The organism is Actinoplanes sp. NPDC051343 (assembly GCF_044455125.1).
Lineage (GTDB): Bacteria > Actinomycetota > Actinomycetes > Mycobacteriales > Micromonosporaceae > Actinoplanes.
Genome location: NZ_JBITEL010000008.1, coordinates 137,435 through 158,046 on the forward strand (window position 1 = coordinate 137,435; position 20,612 = coordinate 158,046).

A 20,612-nucleotide genomic window follows, 5' to 3' on the forward strand; every position below is an offset into this window, starting at 1 on the left:
TAGAGTATGCGTATGATCTCCGTGAGCGGGCTCCACAAGTCATTCGGCAAGCAGACCGTCCTCGACGGCATCGACCTCGACGTGCCGGCGGGCAGCGTGTTCGCGCTGCTCGGCCCCAACGGCGCCGGCAAGACCACCATGGTGGAGATCCTCACGACGCTCGTCGGCTTCGACGACGGGCAGGTGAGAATCGACGGGCACGATCTGCGGCTTGCGCCGGCGGAAATCCGCACAATCATCGGCGTGACCGGCCAGTTCTCGGCCGTCGACAAGCTGTTGACCGGCCGCGAAAACCTGCGCCTGATCGCCGACCTGCGGCACCTCGGCCGCCGGGCCGGCGCGGCCCGGGTCGACGAACTGCTGCAGCGCTTCGACCTGGCCGACGCGGCCGACAAGCCGGCACACGCCTACTCCGGCGGCATGAAGCGTCGCCTCGACCTGGCCATGACCCTGATCGGCGACCCCAAGCTGATCTTCCTCGACGAGCCGACCACCGGCCTCGACCCGCGCAGCCGCCGCACCATGTGGGAGATCATCCGCGAACTGGTCGCGGTCGACGGCGTGACGATCTTCCTGACCACGCAGTACCTCGACGAGGCCGACCAGTTGGCCGACCGGATCGCGCTGCTCGACCGCGGCGTGCTGGTCGCCACCGGCACCGCGGCCGAACTCAAGAGCTCGGTCGGCGCCGCGTCCACGCTCGACGACGTCTTCTTCGCACTCACCGGGGGCATCCGATGACCTACGTGCTCGTTGATTCCGCCACCATGCTCCGCCGCGACATGCGGCACATGCTCCGGTTCCCGCTCATGACGGTCAGCGGCATCGCCTTCCCGTGCCTGATGCTGCTGCTCTTCACGTATGTCTTCGGCGGCGCCCTGGGCGGCGGCGTTTCCTACGTCAACTACATCGTCCCCGGCATCCTGATGATGGCGATCGGCGGCGGAGGCGCGGCCACCGCGATCAACATCAACGAGGACATGAGCGAGGGCGTGATCGCCCGCCTGCGCACGATGGCGATCCCGCGCACCGCGGTGCTGGCCGGCCAGGTCGGCGGCAGCCTGATCCGCACCGCGGCAAGCCTCGTGCTGGTGGTCGGCGTGGCGCTGCTGGTCGGCTTCCGCCCGTCGGCGTCCTTCGTCGACTGGCTGGCATTCAGCGGCCTGGCCCTGCTGGTCATCTTCGCGGTGAGCTGGATGTGCGCCGCCTTCGGCCTGGTCGCCAAGACCGTGGCCGGCGCCAACTCGAGCTCCCTGCTCTTCCAGTTCGGCCCGTTCGTGAGCAGCGCCTTCGTCTCCCCCGACGCGATGTCCAAGGGCATCCGCTGGTTCGCCGAATACCAGCCCTTCACCCCGATCATCGACACCTTCCGGGCCCTGCTCACCGGCACTCCGGTCGGCACCACCTGGATCGCCGCGGTCGCCTGGTCGATCGGCCTCTCGCTGGTCGGCATCCTCTGGTCCCGAGCCGCTTTCCTCCGGCTGCCGAGCCGCTAGCCCCGAATTGCGTTGTCGGACCCATGGATTTCCCCCATCCTGATCGCCGTGCCGACAATTCGCCCGGCCGTTCCGGCCGACGCCCCAGCGGTGGTCACCCTGCGCGAGACGGTCTTTCCCTATCTCGTACGCGGGGTGGCCGCCACCACCCGCATGATCGCCAACCCGCCGCCGGGCGAATCCTGGGCCGCCTTCGTAGCCACCGACGGCGACCGCGTGATCGGCTGGGTCGCCGCCTCCGGCAACCCGCGGGCGGAGGCCACCGACGCCGGCGCGATCTCCCTGCTCCACGTCCACCCGGACCACCGCCGCCGGGGCGTGGGCACCGCCCTCCACCGAGCCGCGACCGACCACTTGCGTTCGGCCGGCCTCCGCCGCATCAGCACGGTCGCCCAGCCCGACTCGCTGCCGTTCGCCCGCCGGCACGGCTTCCAGCCGTCGCGCGAGATCCGCTACTCAGCGCTCGACCTGTCCGACCGTCCGCGCGCCACCGCCCCGCGCAGACCTGTGCCACTGGACGGCCTTCGCGTGATCCCGCTGTACGAGGTCGACGAGCAAGCTCTCTACCGGGCCGACGGCGAGGCGGCAACCGACGAGCCCGGCGATCTCCCGGCCGTCGCGAGCCCGCGCGACACCTGGCGCTACGAGGTCTGGGACAACCCCGACCTCGACCGGCGGTCCAGCATGATCGCGGTCCAGGGCGGCCGGGTGCTCGCCTTCACGCTGCTCCTGAGGGACGGCACCCGGCTCTGGTCGGACATGACCGCGACCGTCCCCGAGTTCCGCGGAATGGGACTGGCGGGCCTTCTCAAGCGGACCTCCCTCGACCGGGCGGCCCGGTCCGGCGCCACCGTCGCCTACACGGCCAACAGCGAGGCCAACCGACCGATGGTCGCGATCAACGAGCGCCTTGGTTACCGTGCGCTGACCGTTAATATCGGCTGCGTGACGATCTTGACGGATTAAGGTGTGGCTCACACCTCGGGATCGACCCGTGGCGGAGCCGGAACGTCCGCGTAAGGTGTGGGAAACAACTGAATACCTCATCCAGAGGGGCAGAGGGATACGGCCCGACGAAGCCCCGGCAACCACCGCGCATTGACGCGCGGCAGGTGCTAATTCCGTCCCCGTTCGGCAGGTCGCCGCCGGGGAAAGATGAGAGGACACGCCTCGATGACGTCTACCGTCAGTGCACCCGCTGCCACCGAATCCCCGGCCAAAGGCCTCGTCTGTCGCGCCTGCGGCGCACAATATCCACTGGTCGCGCAGCACGCCTGCTACGAATGTTTCGGCCCGCTCGAGGTCGCGTACGACTCGGCGGCGCTCGCGCGGGTGACCCGGGCCCAGATCGAGGCGGGCCCCAAGAACATCTGGCGGTACGCCGGTCTCCTCCCGACCGGCCAGGACCCGGCGACCCGGGTGACCCTCGACCCCGGCCTGACCCCGCTGGTGGGCGCGCCCGGCCTGGCGGCCCGGCTCGGCATCACCGGCCCGCTGTGGGTGAAGGACGACTCGGCCAACCCGACCCACTCGTTCAAGGACCGGGTCGTCTCGGTCGCGCTGACCGCGGCCCGCGGCCTCGGCTTCACCCGGTACGCGTGCGCCTCGACCGGCAACCTGGCCAACTCGGTGGCCGCGCACGCGGCGCGGGCGGGTGTTCCGAGCATCGTCTTCATCCCGTACGACCTGGAGCAGGGCAAGATCATCACCACCGCGGTCTACGGTGGCGAACTGGTCGCGATCGAGGGGTCGTACGACGACGTCAACCGGCTCTGCGGCGAGCTCGTCGAGACCGACGAGTTCGAGGACACCGCTTTCGTCAACGTGAACGTCCGCCCGTTCTACGCCGAGGGCTCGAAGACGCTGGGCTACGAGGTCGCCGAGCAGCTCGGCTGGCGCATCCCGGCCCAGGTCGTCATCCCGATGGCCTCCGGCGAGCTGCTCACCAAGGTGGACAAGGCGTTCTCCGAGCTGGTCGAGATCGGCCTGGTCGACGCGCCGGAGGGCGGCTGGACCGTGTTCGGCGCCCAGTCGGCCGGCTGCAACCCGATCGCGACGGCGCTGCAGGGCGGCACCGACGAGATCGTCCCGGTCAAGCCGACCGGCATCGCCAAGTCGCTCAACATCGGCGACCCGGCGGCCGGGGCGTACGCGATCGAGGCGGTCAAGCGGACGGGCGGCTGGATGGACTACGCCGACGACGACGAGATCCGCGACGGCATCCGGCTCCTCGCCGAGACGACCGGAGTCTTCGCGGAGACGGCCGGCGGCACGACCGTGGCCGTACTGAAAAAGCTTGTGGAAACCGGAAAGCTCGACCCGGCGAAGGAGACCGTCGTCTTCAACACGGGTGAGGGGCTCAAGACCTTGGACGCGGTCGCCGAACTGGTGGGACCCACGCACCGCATCAAGCCGTCGCTGCGCGGTGCTCGCGAAGCGGGCCTGCTCGGATGACGCAGAGTGACTGATCCTCTGCCCACGGTTCAAGATTCCATCGTGGGAGGACTTGCGAACCGACCGGCCGATCGGCAGGATGCTCTACGCGGGAGGGCGTGACGCCGTACTGAGGCCCCTCACTTCTCGAGCTTGGTGACAATCTCTCGAGGGGCCCAACGACCCGGTGCCGGAGGCGCCGTGCGTCCGCCCTCCCGACCAAATTCGTCCAGTCATCCAAGAGCAGTCATTTAATAGAGTCATTTAATAGATTGTTAGGTGGCCGTCACCCGAGCAGGGTGACGGCCATGCGCATTTCAGCGGTGCCGCTGGATTCTCCGGATGACGCGTTCGGGATCGTCTGCTCCTGTCAGGAGTTCGATCAGCCCGACCTGCCCGCGCTGCCGCGCGAGGCGTTCCTGGCCGCCCTCGACAACCCGTGGCCCGGCCTCACCTACGAGCGCTATCTCGCCAAGGCCGGCGACACCCCGGTCGGCTACCTGGTGCTCGGCTTCCCGCAGCACGACAACCGGGCGCTGGTCGAGGTCGACCTGGTCGTGCTTCCGCGGCAGCGCCGCCGCGGGGCCGGCCGGGTGCTGCTCGAGCTGGCCCAGCACCGCGCCCGCGCGCTCGGCCGGCACCACCTGGTCGGCCGGTCGGTGCAGACCCGGCCGGACGGCGCCGCGTTCGCCGAGGCGGCCGGCGCCCGGGCCGCGCTGCAGCAGATCCGTTGCCGCCTCGACCTGCACGACGCCGACCAGGACCGCCTCGACGCGCTGCTGGCCGAGGCGTGGAAGCACGCCCCCGGCTACGACGTGGTGCAGTGGACGGGCGTGCCGCCCGACGACATCATCGACGACGTCGCCACGGTCGGGAACCGGATCAACACCGACTCCCCGATCGGCGACCTGCCGCTGGAGCCCGAGCAGCTGGACGCCGATCAGATCCGGCAGGCCGAGGCGTCCAACGTGAGCCGGGGCCGGGAGACCTTCAACACCGGCGTACGTCGCAACGGCCGGCTGGTCGGCTGGACGGCCATCGCCGGCCTGCTCGCCGAGCCGCAGCGGGCCTGGCAGCAGATCACCCTGGTGCTGCCGGAGGACCGCGGACACCGGCTGGGCCTGGTGCTCAAGCTGGAGAACCTGCGGTTCGTGCGGGACCGGCGACCCGAACTGCGCTACATCGACACGTTCAACGCGCTCTCCAACGGGCACATGCTCTCGATCAACCGGCAGATCGGCTTCGCGCCCTCGGAGTCGATCATCCACTGGCGGCTCGACGTGTGAGACCCGCTCAGACCCGGCGCCGCATCCTCAGTTCGGTCAGCACCGGGATGACCGGGTGCGGCACCGGCTCGCCGACCTCCTTGAAGCCGAGCTTCTCGTACGCCCGGACGGCCCGGTCGTTGCCGGTCACCACCTCGAGCATCAGCTCGTCGCGCCCGCACTCGCGGGACCACTCGGAGACCGCGTCGACCAGGTCGCCGAGCAGGCCGCTGCCGCGGTAGGCCGGGGTCAGGTAGACCGCGAACACGATCGTGGTCGCCGGATCTTCCGGCATGACCGTGCCGCCGGCGTGCCCGATCAGGCGACCACCGGGGTCGGCGATGAACTGGGCCAGCTGGCGGCCGACGGTGGCCTGGGCGATGCGTGCCCGGTAGGCCTCGTGGGGCCGCGCCGCCGCGGTGGCCAGCGTCTCGAGGAACGCGAGCGGGCTGTCGGCCAGCATCTCGAGCCGGAGAGCGCGCATGCGGGCGGCGTCGTCGACGGTCACCCGGCGTACGGTCCAGCTTTTCATGGTCTTCTCCCTACCCCGGTCCAGGTGCGGGCGGCAACCGGGTTGCCGCATATCCGTCCGGGGTGGCAAGTCGCCGCAGGCTGAGGCAAGGTGGTCAGCTATGGAATCAGCCGAGCCCCCGCTGCGCCTGGTCGACGAACCGGTGGTCGAGGCGGCGGATCCGCTCGACGCCGAGTCGCGGACGGCCGAGTTGCCCCATCCCGGGCTGGTCGTGACCGCGGCTCCCCAGATGTCCGACCGCCTGGTGCCGGGTCCCGGGTTCGGCGGCTGGGCCGACAAGGCCGGCGGCGTCCTGCTGCGCAACGTGGTGCTGTTCGTGCTGATCGCGCTGCTGGCCGCGCTGCCCACGCACTTCTTCGTCGGGCGCGTCGACGACACCCTGATCGCCGCGCCCGCGCTCTCCGACGTGATCGGCGGCTTCGGCCTGCTGCTGCTCCCGCTGATGTGGCTGGCCTATTTCGCGGTCTCGGCCCTGCCGCTGCTGATCGTGCTGGCCGGAGCGGTCGGGGTGGCGGTACCGGCGGCCGCCGACGGCGCCCGGCCACGCCTGCGCACGGTCTGGTCGCTGGTCGCCGACCGGTTGCGCCCGCTCTGGCTCTGGCTGGCCCTGTTCGGTCTGGTCGCACAGGGCCTGCCGCTGCTCGACTCGCAGCCCGATGTGGCCGGCAGCGTGGCCGAGCCGCTGCGGATCATCCTGGTGCTCGCGTCGAGCGCGGTGCTCACGGTGGCCGGCATGGTCGGCTGCGTGGTGCTGATCGAGCACGGCCGAGGCCCGAGCCGGGCGCTGCACCTGCTGGCCGGCACACCACCCGCCGGGGTGGCCGGGCTGGCCGTGGCCTCCCTGGCGTTCATCCTGCTGCCCCGGCTGGCCGACGCCGTCGGTGGCTCGGTCGCGCAGACCGCCACCGGGGTCGCGTCCGGCGTGTTCTGGGCGGTCGCGGCCCTGGTCACGTACGCCCAGGCCCGTCGGGCCGAAGGCCCGGTGACCAGCGTCTCCCTGCGCGCCGAGCTGGCCGCCCCGGAGCTCTTCTGAGCCGCTAGCGAACAGGGTGCTGTTTGCTTGCACTCGCCCCCTCAGAGTGCTAAACAAGTCATTGGCACTCGTGACCTGTGAGTGCCAAACAGGTCGGGACGGTGGGGTTCCGGTCGCGGTGCCGCCATCGGCGCCGGGGCGCGGGGCTGGTCGTCGCGGGCCATCCGGCTCGACTTGGGACGTCACATCGCCAGGTGGTGACGTCCGCAGGATTCAGGCAACACAGTTTCGCAACGAGCGGCAGGGCCAGACGGCCCGGCACCGCGAATGTCCAGGAGGACAACGCCGTATGGCCAAGATCATCGCATTCGACGAGGAAGCTCGTCGCGGCCTCGAGAGCGGTATGAACCAGCTCGCCGACGCCGTCAAGGTGACGCTCGGCCCCAAGGGCCGCAACGTAGTGCTCGAGAAGAAGTGGGGCGCTCCCACCATCACCAACGATGGTGTGTCGATCGCCAAGGAGATCGAGCTCGAGGGCACCTTCGAGAAGATCGGCGCCGAGCTGGTCAAGGAGGTCGCCAAGAAGACCGACGACGTCGCCGGTGACGGCACGACGACGGCGACCGTTCTCGCCCAGGCGCTCGTCCGCGAGGGCCTGCGCAACGTGGCCGCCGGCGCCAACCCGATGGCCCTCAAGCGGGGCATCGAGGCTGCTGTCGCCAGCGTCTCCGAGGGTCTGACCCAGATCGCCAAGGACGTGGAGACCAAGGAGCAGATTGCTTCGACCGCCTCCATCTCCGCCGGTGACTCCACGGTCGGCGAGATCATCGCCGAGGCCATGGACAAGGTCGGCAAGGAAGGCGTCATCACCGTCGAGGAGAGCAACACCTTCGGTCTCGAGCTCGAGCTCACCGAGGGCATGCGCTTCGACAAGGGCTACATCTCGGCGTACTTCATGACCGACGCCGAGCGTATGGAGGCCGTCTTCGACGACCCGTACATCCTGATCGCCAACAGCAAGATCTCCGCGGTGAAGGACCTGCTCCCGATCCTCGAGAAGGTCATGCAGGGCGGCAAGCCGCTGATCATCATCGCCGAGGACGTCGAGGGCGAGGCCCTGGCGACCCTGGTGGTCAACAAGGTCCGTGGCACCTTCAAGTCGGTCGCCGTCAAGGCCCCCGGCTTCGGTGACCGTCGCAAGGCCATGCTCGAGGACATCGCGATCCTCACCGGTGGCGCGGTCATCAGCGAGGAGGTCGGCCTCAAGCTCGACGGCGCCGACCTGAGCCTGCTGGGCACCGCCCGCAAGGTCGTCATCACCAAGGACGAGACCACCGTCGTCGACGGCGGCGGCAACGCCGAGCAGATCCAGGGCCGGGTCAACCAGATCCGGGCCGAGATCGAGAAGTCGGACTCCGACTACGACCGCGAGAAGCTGCAGGAGCGCCTGGCCAAGCTGGCCGGCGGCGTTGCGGTCATCAAGGTCGGCGCGGCCACCGAGGTCGAGCTCAAGGAGCGCAAGCACCGCATCGAGGACGCCGTTCGCAACGCGAAGGCGGCCGTCGAAGAGGGCATCGTCCCCGGCGGTGGCGTGGCGCTCGTGCAGGCCGGCAAGTCCGCGTTCGACAAGCTGGACCTGGTGGGCGACGAGGCCACCGGTGCCAACATCGTCAAGGTCGCGCTCGACGCCCCGCTGCGTCAGATCGCCGTGAACGCCGGCCTCGAGGGCGGCGTCGTGGTCGAGAAGGTGCGCAACCTCGAAGCGGGTTGGGGCCTGAACGCCGCGACCGGCGAGTACGTCGACCTGCTGGCCGCGGGCATCATCGACCCGGCCAAGGTCACCCGCTCGGCGCTGCAGAACGCCGCGTCGATCGCCGCGCTGTTCCTCACCACCGAGGCCGTCGTGGCCGACAAGCCCGAGAAGAACCCGGCCCCGGCCGGCGCCCCGGGCGGCGGAGACATGGACTTCTGAGTCCAGTCATAAGCACCACATAAGGGCGGGTCGCCATTGGCGGCCCGCCCTTGCCGCGCCCGGCGCGAGCGCTAACGTTGGACGGGTGCGCGATCCATCGGTCTCCCGCAACACCGCCGGCCGGCTCTCCCCGATCCGCCGCGTCGCCGACCTTCGGCGGCTGCGTGACGAGCAGTTCGACGTCCTGGTGGTCGGCGGCGGTGTGACCGGCGCCGGTGCCGCCCTCGACGCCGCGTCCCGCGGGCTCAAGGTGGCCCTCGTCGAGGCCCGCGACCTGGCCGCCGGCACGTCCAGCCGTTCCAGCAAGCTGATTCACGGCGGCCTGCGCTACCTGGAGCAGCTCGAGTTGCACCTGGTGCACGAGGCGCTCACCGAGCGCGGACTGCTCTCGACCCGGCTCGCACCGCACCTGGTGCGCCCGGTGCCGATCCTGGTGCCGCTGCCGGCCGCCAACCCGGCCGCCCGGGCCTGGCACCGTGGCTACTACGGGCTCGGCGTCGCGGCGTACGACGTGTTCGCCGGTGTCTTCGGCACCGGCCGGGGGATGCCGCTGCACCGGCACCTGAGCCGCAACGGTGCCCGCCACCTGTTCCCGAGCCTGCGGGCCGACACGGTGGCCGGCGCGATCCGCTACTACGACGGCCAGGTCGACGACGCGCGCCTGGTGGTCAACCTGGCCCGCACCGCGGCCAGCCTGGGCGCGGCCGTGGTCACCAGCGCCCGGGTGACCGGTTTCCTCCGCGAGGCCCGCGAGGTGGTCGGCGTCCGCGTCCGCGACCTCGAGTCGCCCGACGAGCCCGAGTTCGAGGTCCGCGCCCGCACGGTCGTCGCGGCCACCGGGGTGTGGAGCGACGACATGTCGCGCATGCTCAGCGACGTCGGCGTGCGCCCGGGCATGCGGGTGCGCGCCTCCAAGGGCGTCCACCTGGTCGTGCCCCGCTCGGCGATCACCGGCGAGGCCGGCCTGATCCTGCGCACCCCCACTTCGGTCCTGTTCGTGCTGCCGTGGGGCGGCCACTGGATCATCGGGACGACCGACACCGACTGGCAGCTCGACCGGTCCCACCCGGCGGCCTCGGCCCGCGACATCCGCTACATCCTCGACCAGGTCAACACGGTGCTCGACCGGCCGCTGACCACCGACGACATCGAGGGCGTCTACGCCGGTCTGCGCCCGCTGCTGGCCGGCGAGGCCGACTCGACCTCGAAGCTTTCCCGCGAGCACGCGGTGTTCGAACCGATGCTCGGCCTGATCCTGGTCGCGGGCGGCAAATACACCACCTACCGGGTGATGGCGGCCGACGTCATCGACCGGGCCATGCAGCGCCTCGGGGGTCCCCGGCGGGCCTCGCACACCGACCAGCTTCCGCTGCTCGGCGCCGACGGCTACGCCGCCGCCTGGCGTGACCGGCAGGACACGGCCCGGCGGCACGGCGTCACCACCGGGGTGATCGAGCACCTGCTGGAGAGGTACGGCACGCTGTCGGTCCACCTGCTGGCCATGATCGCGGCCGATCCGGGCCTGGCCGCGCCGCTGACCGGTGCGCCGGAATACCTGGCCGCCGAGGTGGCGTACGCGGCACTGGCCGAGGGCGCGCTGCACCTCGACGACGTGCTGACCCGGCGCACCCGCATCTCGATCGAGACGTCGCACCGCGGCACCGAGACGATGGAACACGCGGCCAAGCTGATGGGCGATGCGCTCGGCTGGGACGCGGCGGTCCGCGAGCGCGAGATCGAGCACTACCGGGCCCGGGTCGACGCCGAACGCCAATCGCAGACCATGCCGGACGATCTCACCGCCGATGCGGCACGCGTCGGCGTTCCCGACGTACGCGGGTTCGCCGCCGACCGCGGGATCGACCTGGTCGCCGACCTTTGATCCTCGTCGACGAGCCGCTGTGGCCGGCTCGCGGGCGACTCTGGTCGCACCTGGTCAGCGACCTGTCCTACGACGAATTGCATGTGTTCGCCGAGATGCTGGGCGCGCCGCGCCGGGGGTTCGACCGCGACCACTACGACATCCCCTCGGCCATGTTCCGCAGTGCGATCTGGCTCGGGGCGACACTCCTGCCCTCGCGCGAGCTGGCCTTCCGGCTAAGGGCGTCCGGGCTGCGACGGCCCAAGCATCTCTCGTTCTAGGTTGGCCCGCGCCCGCTGCTCCCACTCCTCGCGCAGGGACGGCAGGCGGTAGATCGTGGGCAGCTCGAGCAGGGCCTTGAGCACCTGGGCCCGGCCGGCCCGGAAATCGTCGTCGCCGACGTGCGCGTACTCCCGGCGGACGGCGGCCGTGTAGGCCGCGTACTGCTCGTCGTCGCCGGCCAGCACGGCCAGGTCGGCGTCGCAGAGCAACTCGCCGTCCGGGTCGTCGTCGCCGGTCGCGTGCCCCGCGGTCAGGCCGACCAGGCGGGCCACCTCGGCCGCCACCCGGTCGGGCACCCCCAGCGTGGCCAGCAGGCCGGCGGCGAACTCGGCGCTGTCCCGCTCGTTGGCGTCACCCAGCGCGCGAGGGTCGTAGACCGCGTCGTGCATCCACGCCGCCAGCCGCACCCGCTCCGGGTGCGGCGCCAGGCCGGCGTGCTCGTCAACCACGGCCAGCACGGCGCTCAGGTGGGCGACGGTGTGGTAGTGCCGCTGCGGCTCCGACCACCGCCCGAGCAGGTAGTCGCCGGCCGCCCGCAGGTCGTCGTCGCCGGCGGTCGCACCGGCCTGCCGGGCCGCGTCACAGAACTGGTCAACGAGGGAGGTCACGCTCGCCATCCTGTCACGCTCGTCGGTAGGTTCTCCTTCCATGAAAGGTGCCCTCGCCCGCGTACGCGGTGGCCTGACCCTGGCCCTCCAAGCCGGGGTCGGTGCGGCGCTGGCCTGGTTCATCGCCCACGACCTGATCGGGCGGCCGGCACCCTTCTTCGCGCCCATCGCCGCCGTGATCACCCTGGCCTCCTCGGTCGGGCAGCGGGTGCAGCGCACCACCGAACTCGTCATCGGGGTCGCGCTCGGCATCGGCATCGGCGACGCGATCATCCACGTCATCGGCACCGGGCCGTGGCAGATCGGCCTCGTCGTGGTCATGGCCGTCCTGATCGCCACCGGGGTCGGCGGCGGCACCCCGCTGGTCACCCAATCCGCCTCCTCGGCCGTGCTGGTCGCCACGCTCACCTCGAGCACCGGCCAGCCCTGGACCCGGTTCTTCGACGCGCTGGTCGGCGGCGGCATCGGCCTGACCGTGATGACGGTGCTGCTGCCGCTCAACCCGCTGACGGTGGTGCGGCGCTCCGCCGACCCGGCCCTGCAGGCGCTGGCCGACGGCCTCCACGAGATCTCGGCCGCGCTGGCCGTCCGCGACGGCGACCGGATCACCGCGGCCCTGGCCCAGCTCCGGGCGGCCGAGAGCACGTTCGCCGCCTTCGCCTCGGCGGTCTCGGCCGCCCGCGAAAACGTGGCGTTCGCCCCGGCCCGCTGGCACACCCGCGGCGCGCTGGCCCAATACGTCGGCGGGGCGCCGCACATGACCTACGCGCTGCGCAACGTGCGGGTGATGAGCCGTCGGGTGAAGACCGCGCTCGACGACGACGAGACGGTGCCCGAGTGCCTGCCGGCGGCCATCGGCCTGCTCGGCGACGCGGTCGGGCTGCTCAAACAGGAGTGGGCCAAGGGCGCCGAGCCGCTCGCGGCCCGCGAACGGGCCCTGCGGGCCGTGGTGCAGGCCATGCGGGGGTACGACGACGGGGTCGGTTTCTCCGGCGGGGTGGTCGTGGCGCAGGTGCGGACCACGGTCAGCGACCTGCTGCGCGCCACCGGGGTGGAGAGCTCCGAGGCCGTACGCATGGTGCGCCAGGCCGTCGGTCGGCAGGCGCACTCGCGTACCCTCCGCCGCCGCGCCGCTCGGTGGCCTTGATCTTCCTCGGTAGTCCTCGGGGCCGCCCCGCCCGCCGCGGGTGACTACGCTGGCGGGCATGGCCGACGTTTCACCGGGCGGGGGGCCCGAGCAGGGCGCCACCCCGCCTGCCCCGGAAGCGCCCACCTCGGCGTTCCCGGCTTCCTCCGCTCCTGCCCAGCCGCCCGCACCGGCTTATTCGGTGGGGGAGACGGCTCCGCTCGGCCTGTCGGCCCCCCACCCCGGGCCGGCGCCGTCCTACGCCGGCGGTGCATTCGACCCGGCCATGGGCTACGCGGCCGGCCCAGGGGCGGGCTCCCCGCCGGCCACCTTCCTGCCGGTGCCGAGTGAGGCGTCGACGACCCGGCTCCATTCCTGGCGTGACCCGGCGACCGGCCGGGCCCGCGGCGGCTGGCGGCGCTGGCTGCCGATCGGTGGCGTGGTCGCCCTGATCCTGGCCGGCGCGGTCGGCATGCTGCTGTTCCTGGGCGCCAACTACGGCGGCGTGGCCCTCTTCGTCGGCATCATCGCAGCCGTCATCCCGGTACCGCTGCTGGTCGCCGCGTTCCTCTGGCTCGACCGCTACGAGCCCGAGCCGATGCACCTGCTGGCCTTCTGCTTCGCCTGGGGCGCCACCGTCGCCACCTCGGTCGCGCTGCTGGTCAACACCGGCGCGGCCTGGCTGTTCGACAAGGCCGGCCTCTCCGAGTCGCTGGTCGCCGTGCTGATCGCCCCGCTCATCGAGGAGTCGATGAAGGCGAGCGGCCCGCTGCTGCTGTTCTGGCGCCGCCGCGAGGAATGGTCCGGCATCACCGACGGCATCGTCTACTGCGGCCTGTCCGCGCTCGGCTTCGCCATGGTGGAAAATGTCCTCTACCTGGGCGGCCACGGCTACGCGGCGGGCGCCGAACAGTACGGAGCGGCCACCGGCCTCCAGAACGTCTTCGCCATCTTCATCGTGCGCATCCTGTTCACCGGCTTCGCGCACCCGCTCTTCACCTCGATGACCGGCATCGGCCTCGGCGTCTCGTCCCGCTCCGGCGACCGCCGGGTGCGCTGGCTCGCCCCGATCGCCGGCATCCTGGTCGCGATGATGCTGCACGGCACGTTCAACCTGCTGCCGACCCTGTCGGTGAGCCTGGGCGAGCCGTTCATCATGCTGTACGGCTACCTGGGCTTCATGGTGCCCTTCTTCTTCGCGGTGGTCGGCTTCGCGATCGCCCTGCGCGGCTGGGAGGGCCGGATCGCCGAGCGCATTCTGCCCTTCTACGTACGCACCGGCTGGTTCGCGCCGCCCGAGGTGGCCGCCCTGGGCAGCCTGGGCCGCCGCTACTCGGCCCGGCAGTGGGCCAAGCGGGTCGCCGGCCCGGCCGGGCAGCGCGCGATGAAAGGCTTCCAGTTCGCCGCCACCCAACTGGCCCTGCTACGCGACGGCATGCAGCGAGGCCTGCACCGCACGCCACTGTCACTGCAGCGAGCCGAGGCCGAGGAGCAGCGCCTCCTGACCGCGATCGTCGACTACCGGTCGTCGTTCACCGGCCGCGACCCGCAGATGCCGCAGGCTTTCTGGAACGGCGAGCTCTACCAGATCGCCTTCCCCGACGGCGTGGTCCGCACGGTGACCCCACCCGACGAGCCGGTGGTGCCGGTGCCGATCAAGTTCGCGCAAACGGCGTACGCGGGCTACGGCATCACCCCGGGCTACCCGGCGCCAGGCTATGGCGCGCAGCCGTCGGGCTATGGCGCGCAGCCGTCGGGCTATGGCGCGCAGCCGTCGGGCTATGGCGCGCAGCCGTCGGGCTATGGCGCGCAGCTGTCGGGCTATGGCTATCCGCAGCCGGGCGCATCCGCCTACGGCCAGCCGTCCTATGGCGCCCCGGCTTACGGTTCCCCGGCTTCTGGGACGCCGGCTTACGGTGCCCCGGCGTCTGGCACTCCGTCTTACGGCGGCCCGGCGTCCGGCACTCCGGCTTATGGCGCCCCGGCCTCTGGAACGCCGAGTTACGGCGGTCCCGCCTACGACGCGGCGGGTCAGGCCACGCCTGGCTACGGTCCGTCGGCGTCGGGCACTTCGGCTTACGGGATGCCGGGTTCTGGCACGCCGAGTTACGGCGCTCCGGGTTACGAGGCGTCAGGTCAAGGCACGCCGAGCTATGGCGATCCGAGCTATGGCGCGCCTGGTTATGGGTCGCCTTCGGGCATGCCTGCGTCCGGTGCCCCGAACTTCGGCGGGCCGGGCCAGAACACCCCGAGTTATGGAGTTCCGGGTCAGGGCACTCCGAGCTACGGCGCTCCGGCGGAGGGCGCTCGTGGGCAGAGCGTTCCAGGCTACGGCGCTCCGGGGCAGAGCGCCTCCGGGCAAAGCGCTCCGGGCTACGGCGCCCCAGGCTACGGCGCCCCAGGGGAGAGCGCCGCGGGGCAGGGCGCTCCTGGGCACGGCGCTCCGGGCTACGGCGCTCCGGATTCGGGTCTGCCGGGCGGTGAAACACCAGCTCAGGGTGGTGACGAGCGCACCTAGAGGTAGAGGCCGGTGGCGTTCGATTCGACGCGGGAGGCGGCTACCGCGTGGACGTCGCGTTCGCGCAGCAGGACGTAGCCGCGGCCGTGGAGTTCGACCTCGGAGCGGTCGTCGGGGTCGAACAGGACGCGGTCGCCGACCACGATCGACCGCACGTTCGGGCCGACCCCGACCGCCGTCGCCCACGACAGGCGCCGGCCCATCGAGGCGGTCGCCGGGATCACGATGCCGGCGGTCGACCGCCGTTCGCCCTCACCGCCGTCCTGCTGGACGAGGACGCGGTCGTGCAGCATCCGGATCGGCAATCCGGACTCGGTTCGGGTGTCGGTGCTCACGACGCAGACGGTACGCCGCGCACTCCTGGTCGTTTGCCGCTGGTAGCTGTGCGCACGGAGAGGCACGCGGCTACTACGGTGAAGACCGCACATCCGTCGGGCGGGCAGGGAGGTAACACGGTTGAGCCGTTTGCAGCGGGTCCGGAGCAACCTCCGGCGCGCCTATGATTCCGGCCGCGAGTCGGTGCGCGTGGCCCGGCGGGAGATCGTCGAGCGGGAACTCGAGCCGGAACTCGTCGAGGACGACTTCGAGCCGCCACCGCCCGCCGAACCCGAGCTGGTCCACCGGTCGATCTCGAGCCTGGACGACACCGAGGTCCCGCATTCGCTGCGGATCGCCGCCGCCTGGAGCTGGCGGCTGATCGTGGTCGGCGTGGTCGGCTGGGCGCTGCTGCGGTTCATCAGCATCATCAGCGTGGTCATGATCCCGCTGGCCATCGCGCTGCTGCTGTCGGCGCTGCTCGCGCCGGCCGTTGGGCTGCTCTTCCGGCTGAAGGTGCCACGGTCGCTGGCCACCTTCCTGGTGCTGGTCGGCGGCATCGCGGTGATCGCCGGCACGCTGACGCTGGTCATCAACCAGTTCATCGACGGCCTGCCCGAGCTGACCTCGAAGACCACTCAGGGTGTGCGGCAGATCCAGGAGTGGGCCAAGACGGGTCCGCTGCACCTGTCCGACGCCCAGCTCAACGACGCGATCAACAATGCGCAGAACTGGGTCAACTCGAACACGTCGACGTTGACCTCGACCGGCCTGTCCACCGCGGCGACGCTGGCCGAACTGGTCACCGGCATGCTGCTGGTGCTCTTCTCGACGTTTTTCTTCCTGCGTGACGGCCGCAAGATCTGGCGGTTCATCGTGCGGCTGTTCCCGTTGAACGCCCGCTGGTCGCTGGCCGACGCCGGTGACGCCTCGTGGCAGACGCTGAGCAGTTACGTACGAGCGACCGTGCTGGTCGCGTTCATCGACGCGCTCGGCATCGGGCTGGCCCTGGTGATCTTGAAGATCCCGTTCCCGTTCCCGCTGGCCGCGCTGGTGTTCCTGGGCGCCTTCATCCCGATCGTCGGCGCCAGCGTCTCCGGCGCGGTGGCCGTGCTGGTCGCCCTGGTCGATCAGGGCTGGGTGGTGTCGCTGATCGTGCTCGGCGCGGTGATCCTGGTGCAGCAGGTCGAGGGCCACGTCCTCCAGCCGCTGATCATGGGCCGGGCGGTGGCGATCCATCCGCTGGTCGTGATCGTCGGCATCGCGTCGGGGGTGATCCTGGCCGGCATCATCGGGGCGCTGGTCGCGGTCCCGGTCATTGCGGTCCTGAATACGGGCGTACGCCGGTTGGGTCGCACCCGCCCGGAGACCCCGCCCGATGCGGTGGTGGTCGGGGGCAGCTCATAAACGCGGCCAGCGCATGAAGCCGGCCAGCGCGTGAAGCCGGCCAGCGCATGAAGCCGGCCAGCGCATAAAGCCGGTCAGCGCATGGAGCCGGGCGGCGCATGAAGCCGGGCGGCGCATAAAGCCGGTCAGCTCATAAGCCGAGGGCAGCTCACAAAGCCGAGGGCAGCTCACAAAAAAGCGGGGCTCCTGATGGAGCCCCGCTTTTCGTACAGGATCAGGCGGCGGTGACGCCGATGCCGACCTCGTTGACACCACGAGTGGCGTCGACGACGACCTCCCCGTTGCCGGACCGCGAAAGGGCCCGCAGCGTCCACGACCCAGGGGCCGCGAAGAAGCGGAAGACGCCCTCCGGCGACGACACGACCTCGGCGGTGAACTCGCCCGAGGAGTCGAGGAGGCGGACGTACGCCCCGCCGACCGCCGCACCGTCAGCGGCACTGACGATGCCGGTGATGACCGTTTCCTTTTCGAGGTCGACGCCGGCCGGGATGGGTGCCGACTGGTCCGGGGCGGCGCAGCCGGCCGCGATGTTCGACGGTGACGTCATGGGATCACGCCTTCCCGGGCTCGTCGCCGAGCGCGATCGGCACGCCGATGAGCGAGCCGTACTCGGTCCACGATCCGTCGTAGTTCTTCACGTTCTGCTGGCCGAGCAGTTCCTTGAGCACGAACCAGGTGTGCGAGGAGCGCTCGCCGATCCGGCACAGGGCGATGGTGTCCTTGCCGTCGACCAGGCCGGCGTCGCCGTAGATCTTGGCGAGTTCGTCGTCCGACTTGAAGGTGCCGTCCTCGTTGGCCGCCTTGCTCCACGGCACGTTGATCGAGGTCGGGATGTGGCCGGCGCGCTGCGACTGCTCCTGCGGGAGGTGGGCCGGGGCGAGGAGGCGGCCCGCGTACTCGTCGGGGCTGCGGACGTCGACCAGGTTCTTCACGCCGATCGACTGGACGACCTCGTCGCGGAACGCGCGGATCGACAGGTCGGGTGCGGACGCCTGGTAGCTGGTCTCGGCGCGGGACGGCACGTCCTTCGAGTACGGACGGGCGTCGAGCTCCCACTTCTTGCGGCCGCCGTCGAGCAGCACGACGTCGCGGTGGCCGTACAGCTTGAAGTACCAGTACGCGTACGCGGCGAACCAGTTGTTGTTGCCGCCGTAGAGCACGACCTTGTCGTCGTTGGAGATGCCCCGCGACGACAGCAGCGCCGAGAACTGCTCCTGGTTGATGAAGTCGCGCCGGACCTGGTCCTGCAGGTCCTTCTTCCAGTCGATCTTGACGGCGCCCGGAATGTGGCCGCCGTCGTACGCGGTGGTGTCCTCGTCGACCTCGACGAAAACAACCCCCGGGGTTTCCAGGTTCTTTTCGGCCCAGTCGGCCGACACGAGTGCGGTGTCGCGACTCATCGATTCACTCCCTTGATGGGTGAGGGATTAGGGGTGAGTCAGCGCACGGAAGGTGTTGTCGCACCCCGCGCGGGACCCATGGACGGAACGGATCTCGGGGTTTGCGACGGGTGCCACAAGCCGGCTTCATCGCCGGGCGAAAGAACAGAGCTAAAACGTGCTCAGCACTCGTGGCCCCGTCAGATGACAGGGCGACACAGGCAGGCGGCCACGCGGCACAGGTCGACCGCGCGCCTCTTGGTGAGCAGCAGGCTCATGCGGCCGACACTACCAGCGGTTCACGAGGTGGTAACAGAACCAACCACGATCCGGGAAGGAGGGCCGGATCACAAACGAGGTCACGCACCACTCGAGTTGAGGGTGACGTTGCTGGCCCCGGCGGTGAACCGCAGACCGTCGGCCTCGGGCTGCACCTGCTGCACCTTGAGCTTGAGCGGAAGGGTCGGCACGCGTACGTCGATGCCCAGCTTGTCGGCGTAGCCGGCGACCAGCGCCTTGATGCCGGGGAGGTTGGGCAGGTCGGGGGAGTCGACGTTCGCGAACCGCACGTGGACGAGGCCGTCGGCGACGCTCAGCTTGGCCGCGCCGGTCACGTCGAAGCTCTGGCCCAGCGCGTTGACCTTGGCCGAGCCGGTGAGCTGGCCGTTCTTCTCGGTCAGCGTGAGGCCGGGCTGGTCGACCAGCGCCGCCAGCTGCTTGTAGTCGATCGTGCCGGTGCCGGTCACCGCGCCGGCGACGATGTTGCCGCCCGAGCGCAGGGTGTCGATCGAGGCCTGCACGTTCTTGGCCCGGATGTCCAGCAGCGGCAGCTTGATCTTCTTGGTGCCGTTCTGGTCGGCCGGCCCGGAGAAATTGGCCAGCTCGATCTTGATCTCGTCGTACCGGCCGTGGAGGACCTGGGTGAGGAACGGGAAGCCCTCGATCGTGACGTCCGGCTTCTCGCTTGTCGCCTTCTGGTTGGCGACCTGGTCGCTCACCTTGTCGCTGATGATGCGCTCGGCGTAGGAACGGCCGACCCGGTCGCCCGCGAACAGCACGATGCCGACGATGACGAGCAGCACGATGAGCGTGATCAGCAGGCCGCGCCCACGGCGTCGCTTGGGGCGCGGTGTCCCGTACTCGGCCACGGATCCTCCTCGAACGGCGATGGCTGTCGAGGACCGTACATGCCCCGATCCAGAGGGTCGCGAAACGGGGGCTAAGACATATACCAGTGGGTCAACGCGTACGCGACGGGAGCGACCAGGGCAAATGCCCCCAGCGGGCCCTGCATGTGCCGGGCCACCCAGAAGGTCGGCGCGTCGCCGGCCAGCGTGCGCCCGGCCTCGCCGAAGTTGACCGCCAGGTCGACCAGGGTGGCCACGACTGCCGCGATCAGGCCGATCACCGCGCCCTTGGCCGGCGTGAACGGCAGCACCAGCTCGCTGCCCAGGAGGGCCGCGAGCAGCGTGCCGAGCATCGCGCCGACAACCACGCCGGTCGCGCCGCGCGGCACCTGCGGCGCGATGCGGGGCTTGGGGAAGATCGCGTCGGTCACCCGGGCGATCAGCAGCGCCACGCCTGCGGCGGCGGCGCAGACCTCCACGGTCTGGGTGCCGACCGGCACGCTCGTGAGGGTCACCGGGATCGCGTACGCCACGACTCCGAGCACGATCACCAGCGTCGTCCGGTAGGTGTCGCTGACCCGGGCGCGGTCCTCGGCCCGGAACAGCTGGCCGGCCAGCGCGACCACGAAGCCGCCGAGCCCGACCAGCAGCAGGGTCAGGAAGCCGGTGCCTTCACGCTCGGCGACCAGGTAGTCGGCGACCAGCCCGACCGCCACGCAGACGCCGGCGGTCGCGCTCGCCGCCGGGGGACGCAACGCCATCGTCCAGGCCAGCAGGAAGAGCAGTTGCACCCCGAACAGCACGATCGCGAACGGGAGACGGCTGTCGGGCGCCGCGGTCGCCGCACCCAGGATCAGGCCCATGCCGAGCAGGCCGGCGAAGGCGGCGATGGCCAGGGAGAGTTGCCGCCGGACCGGGACGACCTCGATCTCCTCGAGTTCCTCCTCGTCCTCCTCCGGGTGGTCCTTGCGGTCGTCTCCGGAAGAGTTGCCAGTGGAGCGGTGGCTGGTGCGGCCCTCCTCGGGCACGGCGCCGTACGTGCTCGGGCCGCGGCCGCCACCGGACGCGCGAGCTACGTCGCGTGTCGCTTCGGCGTCCCAGTCGTCTTTCTGCGGCATGGAGGGGAACACGCCTGCGATGGTGCCAGAGAAGGGTGCACCGCACTAATCCCCCGCCCGTTCGGTCACGGAGTGCCGGTTTACGTCATCAGCTGGTTACATGACCGAAGCCTGCGTGCGAGCAGATCGGTTAAAGTGATGGCTAGCCCACCCGTCGGTGACGCCGGGACGTTTCTCCGGTCACGCGACTGTTAACAGCA

General features: G+C 70.6%; 18 protein-coding genes, 2 pseudogenes and 1 riboswitch. Of the genes and pseudogenes, 12 read left to right on the plus strand and 8 right to left on the minus strand.

Annotation, left to right across the window (positions count from 1 at the left end):
- Positions 1–6: 6 nt before the first annotated feature.
- From ACIA5C_RS26205 to ACIA5C_RS26225, 5 genes and pseudogenes are all read left to right on the plus strand, one after another.
- Positions 7–684 (plus strand): annotated as a pseudogene (locus ACIA5C_RS26205) (ABC transporter ATP-binding protein); the annotation flags it as partial.
- 53 nt (positions 685–737) lie between these two features.
- Entirely contained in the window at positions 738–1,496 is a 759-nt protein-coding gene (locus ACIA5C_RS26210; protein ID WP_396059032.1) for an ABC transporter permease, read from the plus strand.
- A gap of 48 nt (positions 1,497–1,544) precedes the next feature.
- Positions 1,545–2,462: a GNAT family N-acetyltransferase gene (locus tag ACIA5C_RS26215; protein WP_396059034.1), complete on the plus strand. Its 918-nt coding sequence runs from the start codon at positions 1,545–1,547 to the stop codon at positions 2,460–2,462.
- A gap of 74 nt (positions 2,463–2,536) precedes the next feature.
- Positions 2,537–2,658, plus strand: a riboswitch (SAM riboswitch).
- Positions 2,659–2,669: 11 nt separating this feature from the next.
- A complete protein-coding gene (gene thrC / locus ACIA5C_RS26220) occupies positions 2,670–3,950 on the plus strand; it encodes a threonine synthase (protein WP_396059036.1) in 1,281 nt (426 codons plus the stop codon).
- Positions 3,951–4,237: 287 nt separating this feature from the next.
- Positions 4,238–5,215 (plus strand): GNAT family N-acetyltransferase, encoded by a 978-nt coding sequence (locus tag ACIA5C_RS26225; RefSeq protein ID WP_396059038.1) that lies wholly within the window; start codon positions 4,238–4,240, stop codon positions 5,213–5,215.
- Positions 5,216–5,222: 7 nt separating this feature from the next.
- On the opposite strand, the gene ACIA5C_RS26230 is transcribed toward ACIA5C_RS26225, so the two are convergent.
- Positions 5,223–5,726, minus strand: a complete 504-nt coding sequence (locus tag ACIA5C_RS26230) for a GNAT family N-acetyltransferase (RefSeq protein ID WP_396059040.1) — start codon at positions 5,724–5,726, stop codon at positions 5,223–5,225.
- Between the two features lie 100 nt (positions 5,727–5,826).
- Between ACIA5C_RS26230 and ACIA5C_RS26235 the strand changes: the two genes are divergently transcribed.
- The 4 genes from ACIA5C_RS26235 (at position 5,827) to ACIA5C_RS26250 (ending at position 10,813) form a co-directional block, all read left to right on the plus strand.
- Positions 5,827–6,759 (plus strand): hypothetical protein, encoded by a 933-nt coding sequence (locus ACIA5C_RS26235; protein ID WP_396059042.1) that lies wholly within the window; start codon positions 5,827–5,829, stop codon positions 6,757–6,759.
- A 289-nt stretch (positions 6,760–7,048) separates the two neighbouring features.
- Positions 7,049–8,671, plus strand: coding sequence for a chaperonin GroEL (gene groL / locus ACIA5C_RS26240; protein WP_396059044.1), 1,623 nt, complete (start codon positions 7,049–7,051; stop codon positions 8,669–8,671).
- Positions 8,672–8,756: 85 nt separating this feature from the next.
- Positions 8,757–10,553 (plus strand): glycerol-3-phosphate dehydrogenase/oxidase, encoded by a 1,797-nt coding sequence (locus ACIA5C_RS26245; protein WP_396059046.1) that lies wholly within the window; start codon positions 8,757–8,759, stop codon positions 10,551–10,553.
- Entirely contained in the window at positions 10,550–10,813 is a 264-nt protein-coding gene (locus ACIA5C_RS26250; RefSeq protein ID WP_396059048.1) for a DUF4031 domain-containing protein, read from the plus strand. The genes ACIA5C_RS26245 and ACIA5C_RS26250 overlap by 4 nt, the downstream gene beginning before the upstream one ends.
- Here ACIA5C_RS26250 and ACIA5C_RS26255 read toward each other — a convergent pair.
- Positions 10,769–11,431, minus strand: coding sequence for a metal-dependent phosphohydrolase (locus ACIA5C_RS26255; protein ID WP_396059050.1), 663 nt, complete (start codon positions 11,429–11,431; stop codon positions 10,769–10,771). The genes ACIA5C_RS26250 and ACIA5C_RS26255 overlap by 45 nt on opposite strands.
- Before the next feature lie 31 nt (positions 11,432–11,462).
- Between ACIA5C_RS26255 and ACIA5C_RS26260 the strand changes: the two genes are divergently transcribed.
- Positions 11,463–12,569, plus strand: a complete 1,107-nt coding sequence (locus tag ACIA5C_RS26260) for an aromatic acid exporter family protein (protein ID WP_396059052.1) — start codon at positions 11,463–11,465, stop codon at positions 12,567–12,569.
- A gap of 265 nt (positions 12,570–12,834) precedes the next feature.
- Positions 12,835–14,547, plus strand: a pseudogene (locus tag ACIA5C_RS26265) (PrsW family glutamic-type intramembrane protease); the annotation flags it as partial.
- A gap of 515 nt (positions 14,548–15,062) precedes the next feature.
- Here ACIA5C_RS26265 and ACIA5C_RS26270 read toward each other — a convergent pair.
- Positions 15,063–15,359, minus strand: a complete 297-nt coding sequence (locus tag ACIA5C_RS26270; RefSeq protein ID WP_364110940.1) for a co-chaperone GroES — start codon at positions 15,357–15,359, stop codon at positions 15,063–15,065.
- A 172-nt stretch (positions 15,360–15,531) separates the two neighbouring features.
- Here ACIA5C_RS26270 and ACIA5C_RS26275 point away from each other — a divergent pair, with 172 nt between their 5' ends.
- Positions 15,532–16,788: an AI-2E family transporter gene (locus ACIA5C_RS26275; protein WP_396059650.1), complete on the plus strand. Its 1,257-nt coding sequence runs from the start codon at positions 15,532–15,534 to the stop codon at positions 16,786–16,788.
- Positions 16,789–17,002: 214 nt separating this feature from the next.
- Here ACIA5C_RS26275 and ACIA5C_RS26280 read toward each other — a convergent pair whose 3' ends face one another.
- The 5 genes from ACIA5C_RS26280 to ACIA5C_RS26300 form a co-directional block, all read right to left on the minus strand.
- Positions 17,003–17,335: a DUF1416 domain-containing protein gene (locus ACIA5C_RS26280; protein ID WP_396059054.1), complete on the minus strand. Its 333-nt coding sequence runs from the start codon at positions 17,333–17,335 to the stop codon at positions 17,003–17,005.
- A gap of 4 nt (positions 17,336–17,339) precedes the next feature.
- The gene (locus ACIA5C_RS26285; RefSeq protein WP_396059056.1) at positions 17,340–18,188 is read right to left on the minus strand and encodes a sulfurtransferase; all 849 of its coding nucleotides are present in this window, start codon (positions 18,186–18,188) and stop codon (positions 17,340–17,342) included.
- 179 nt (positions 18,189–18,367) lie between these two features.
- Complete coding sequence (locus ACIA5C_RS26290; protein ID WP_311772860.1) at positions 18,368–18,445, minus strand: Ms5788A family Cys-rich leader peptide; 78 nt, start codon at positions 18,443–18,445, stop codon at positions 18,368–18,370.
- 81 nt (positions 18,446–18,526) lie between these two features.
- The gene (locus ACIA5C_RS26295; RefSeq protein ID WP_396059058.1) at positions 18,527–19,315 is read right to left on the minus strand and encodes a DUF2993 domain-containing protein; all 789 of its coding nucleotides are present in this window, start codon (positions 19,313–19,315) and stop codon (positions 18,527–18,529) included.
- 71 nt (positions 19,316–19,386) lie between these two features.
- Positions 19,387–20,424 carry a hypothetical protein gene (locus ACIA5C_RS26300; RefSeq protein WP_396059060.1) on the minus strand — a complete coding sequence of 346 codons (1,038 nt, stop codon included), beginning with the start codon at positions 20,422–20,424 and terminating at the stop codon, positions 19,387–19,389.
- Positions 20,425–20,612 lie beyond the last annotated feature (188 nt).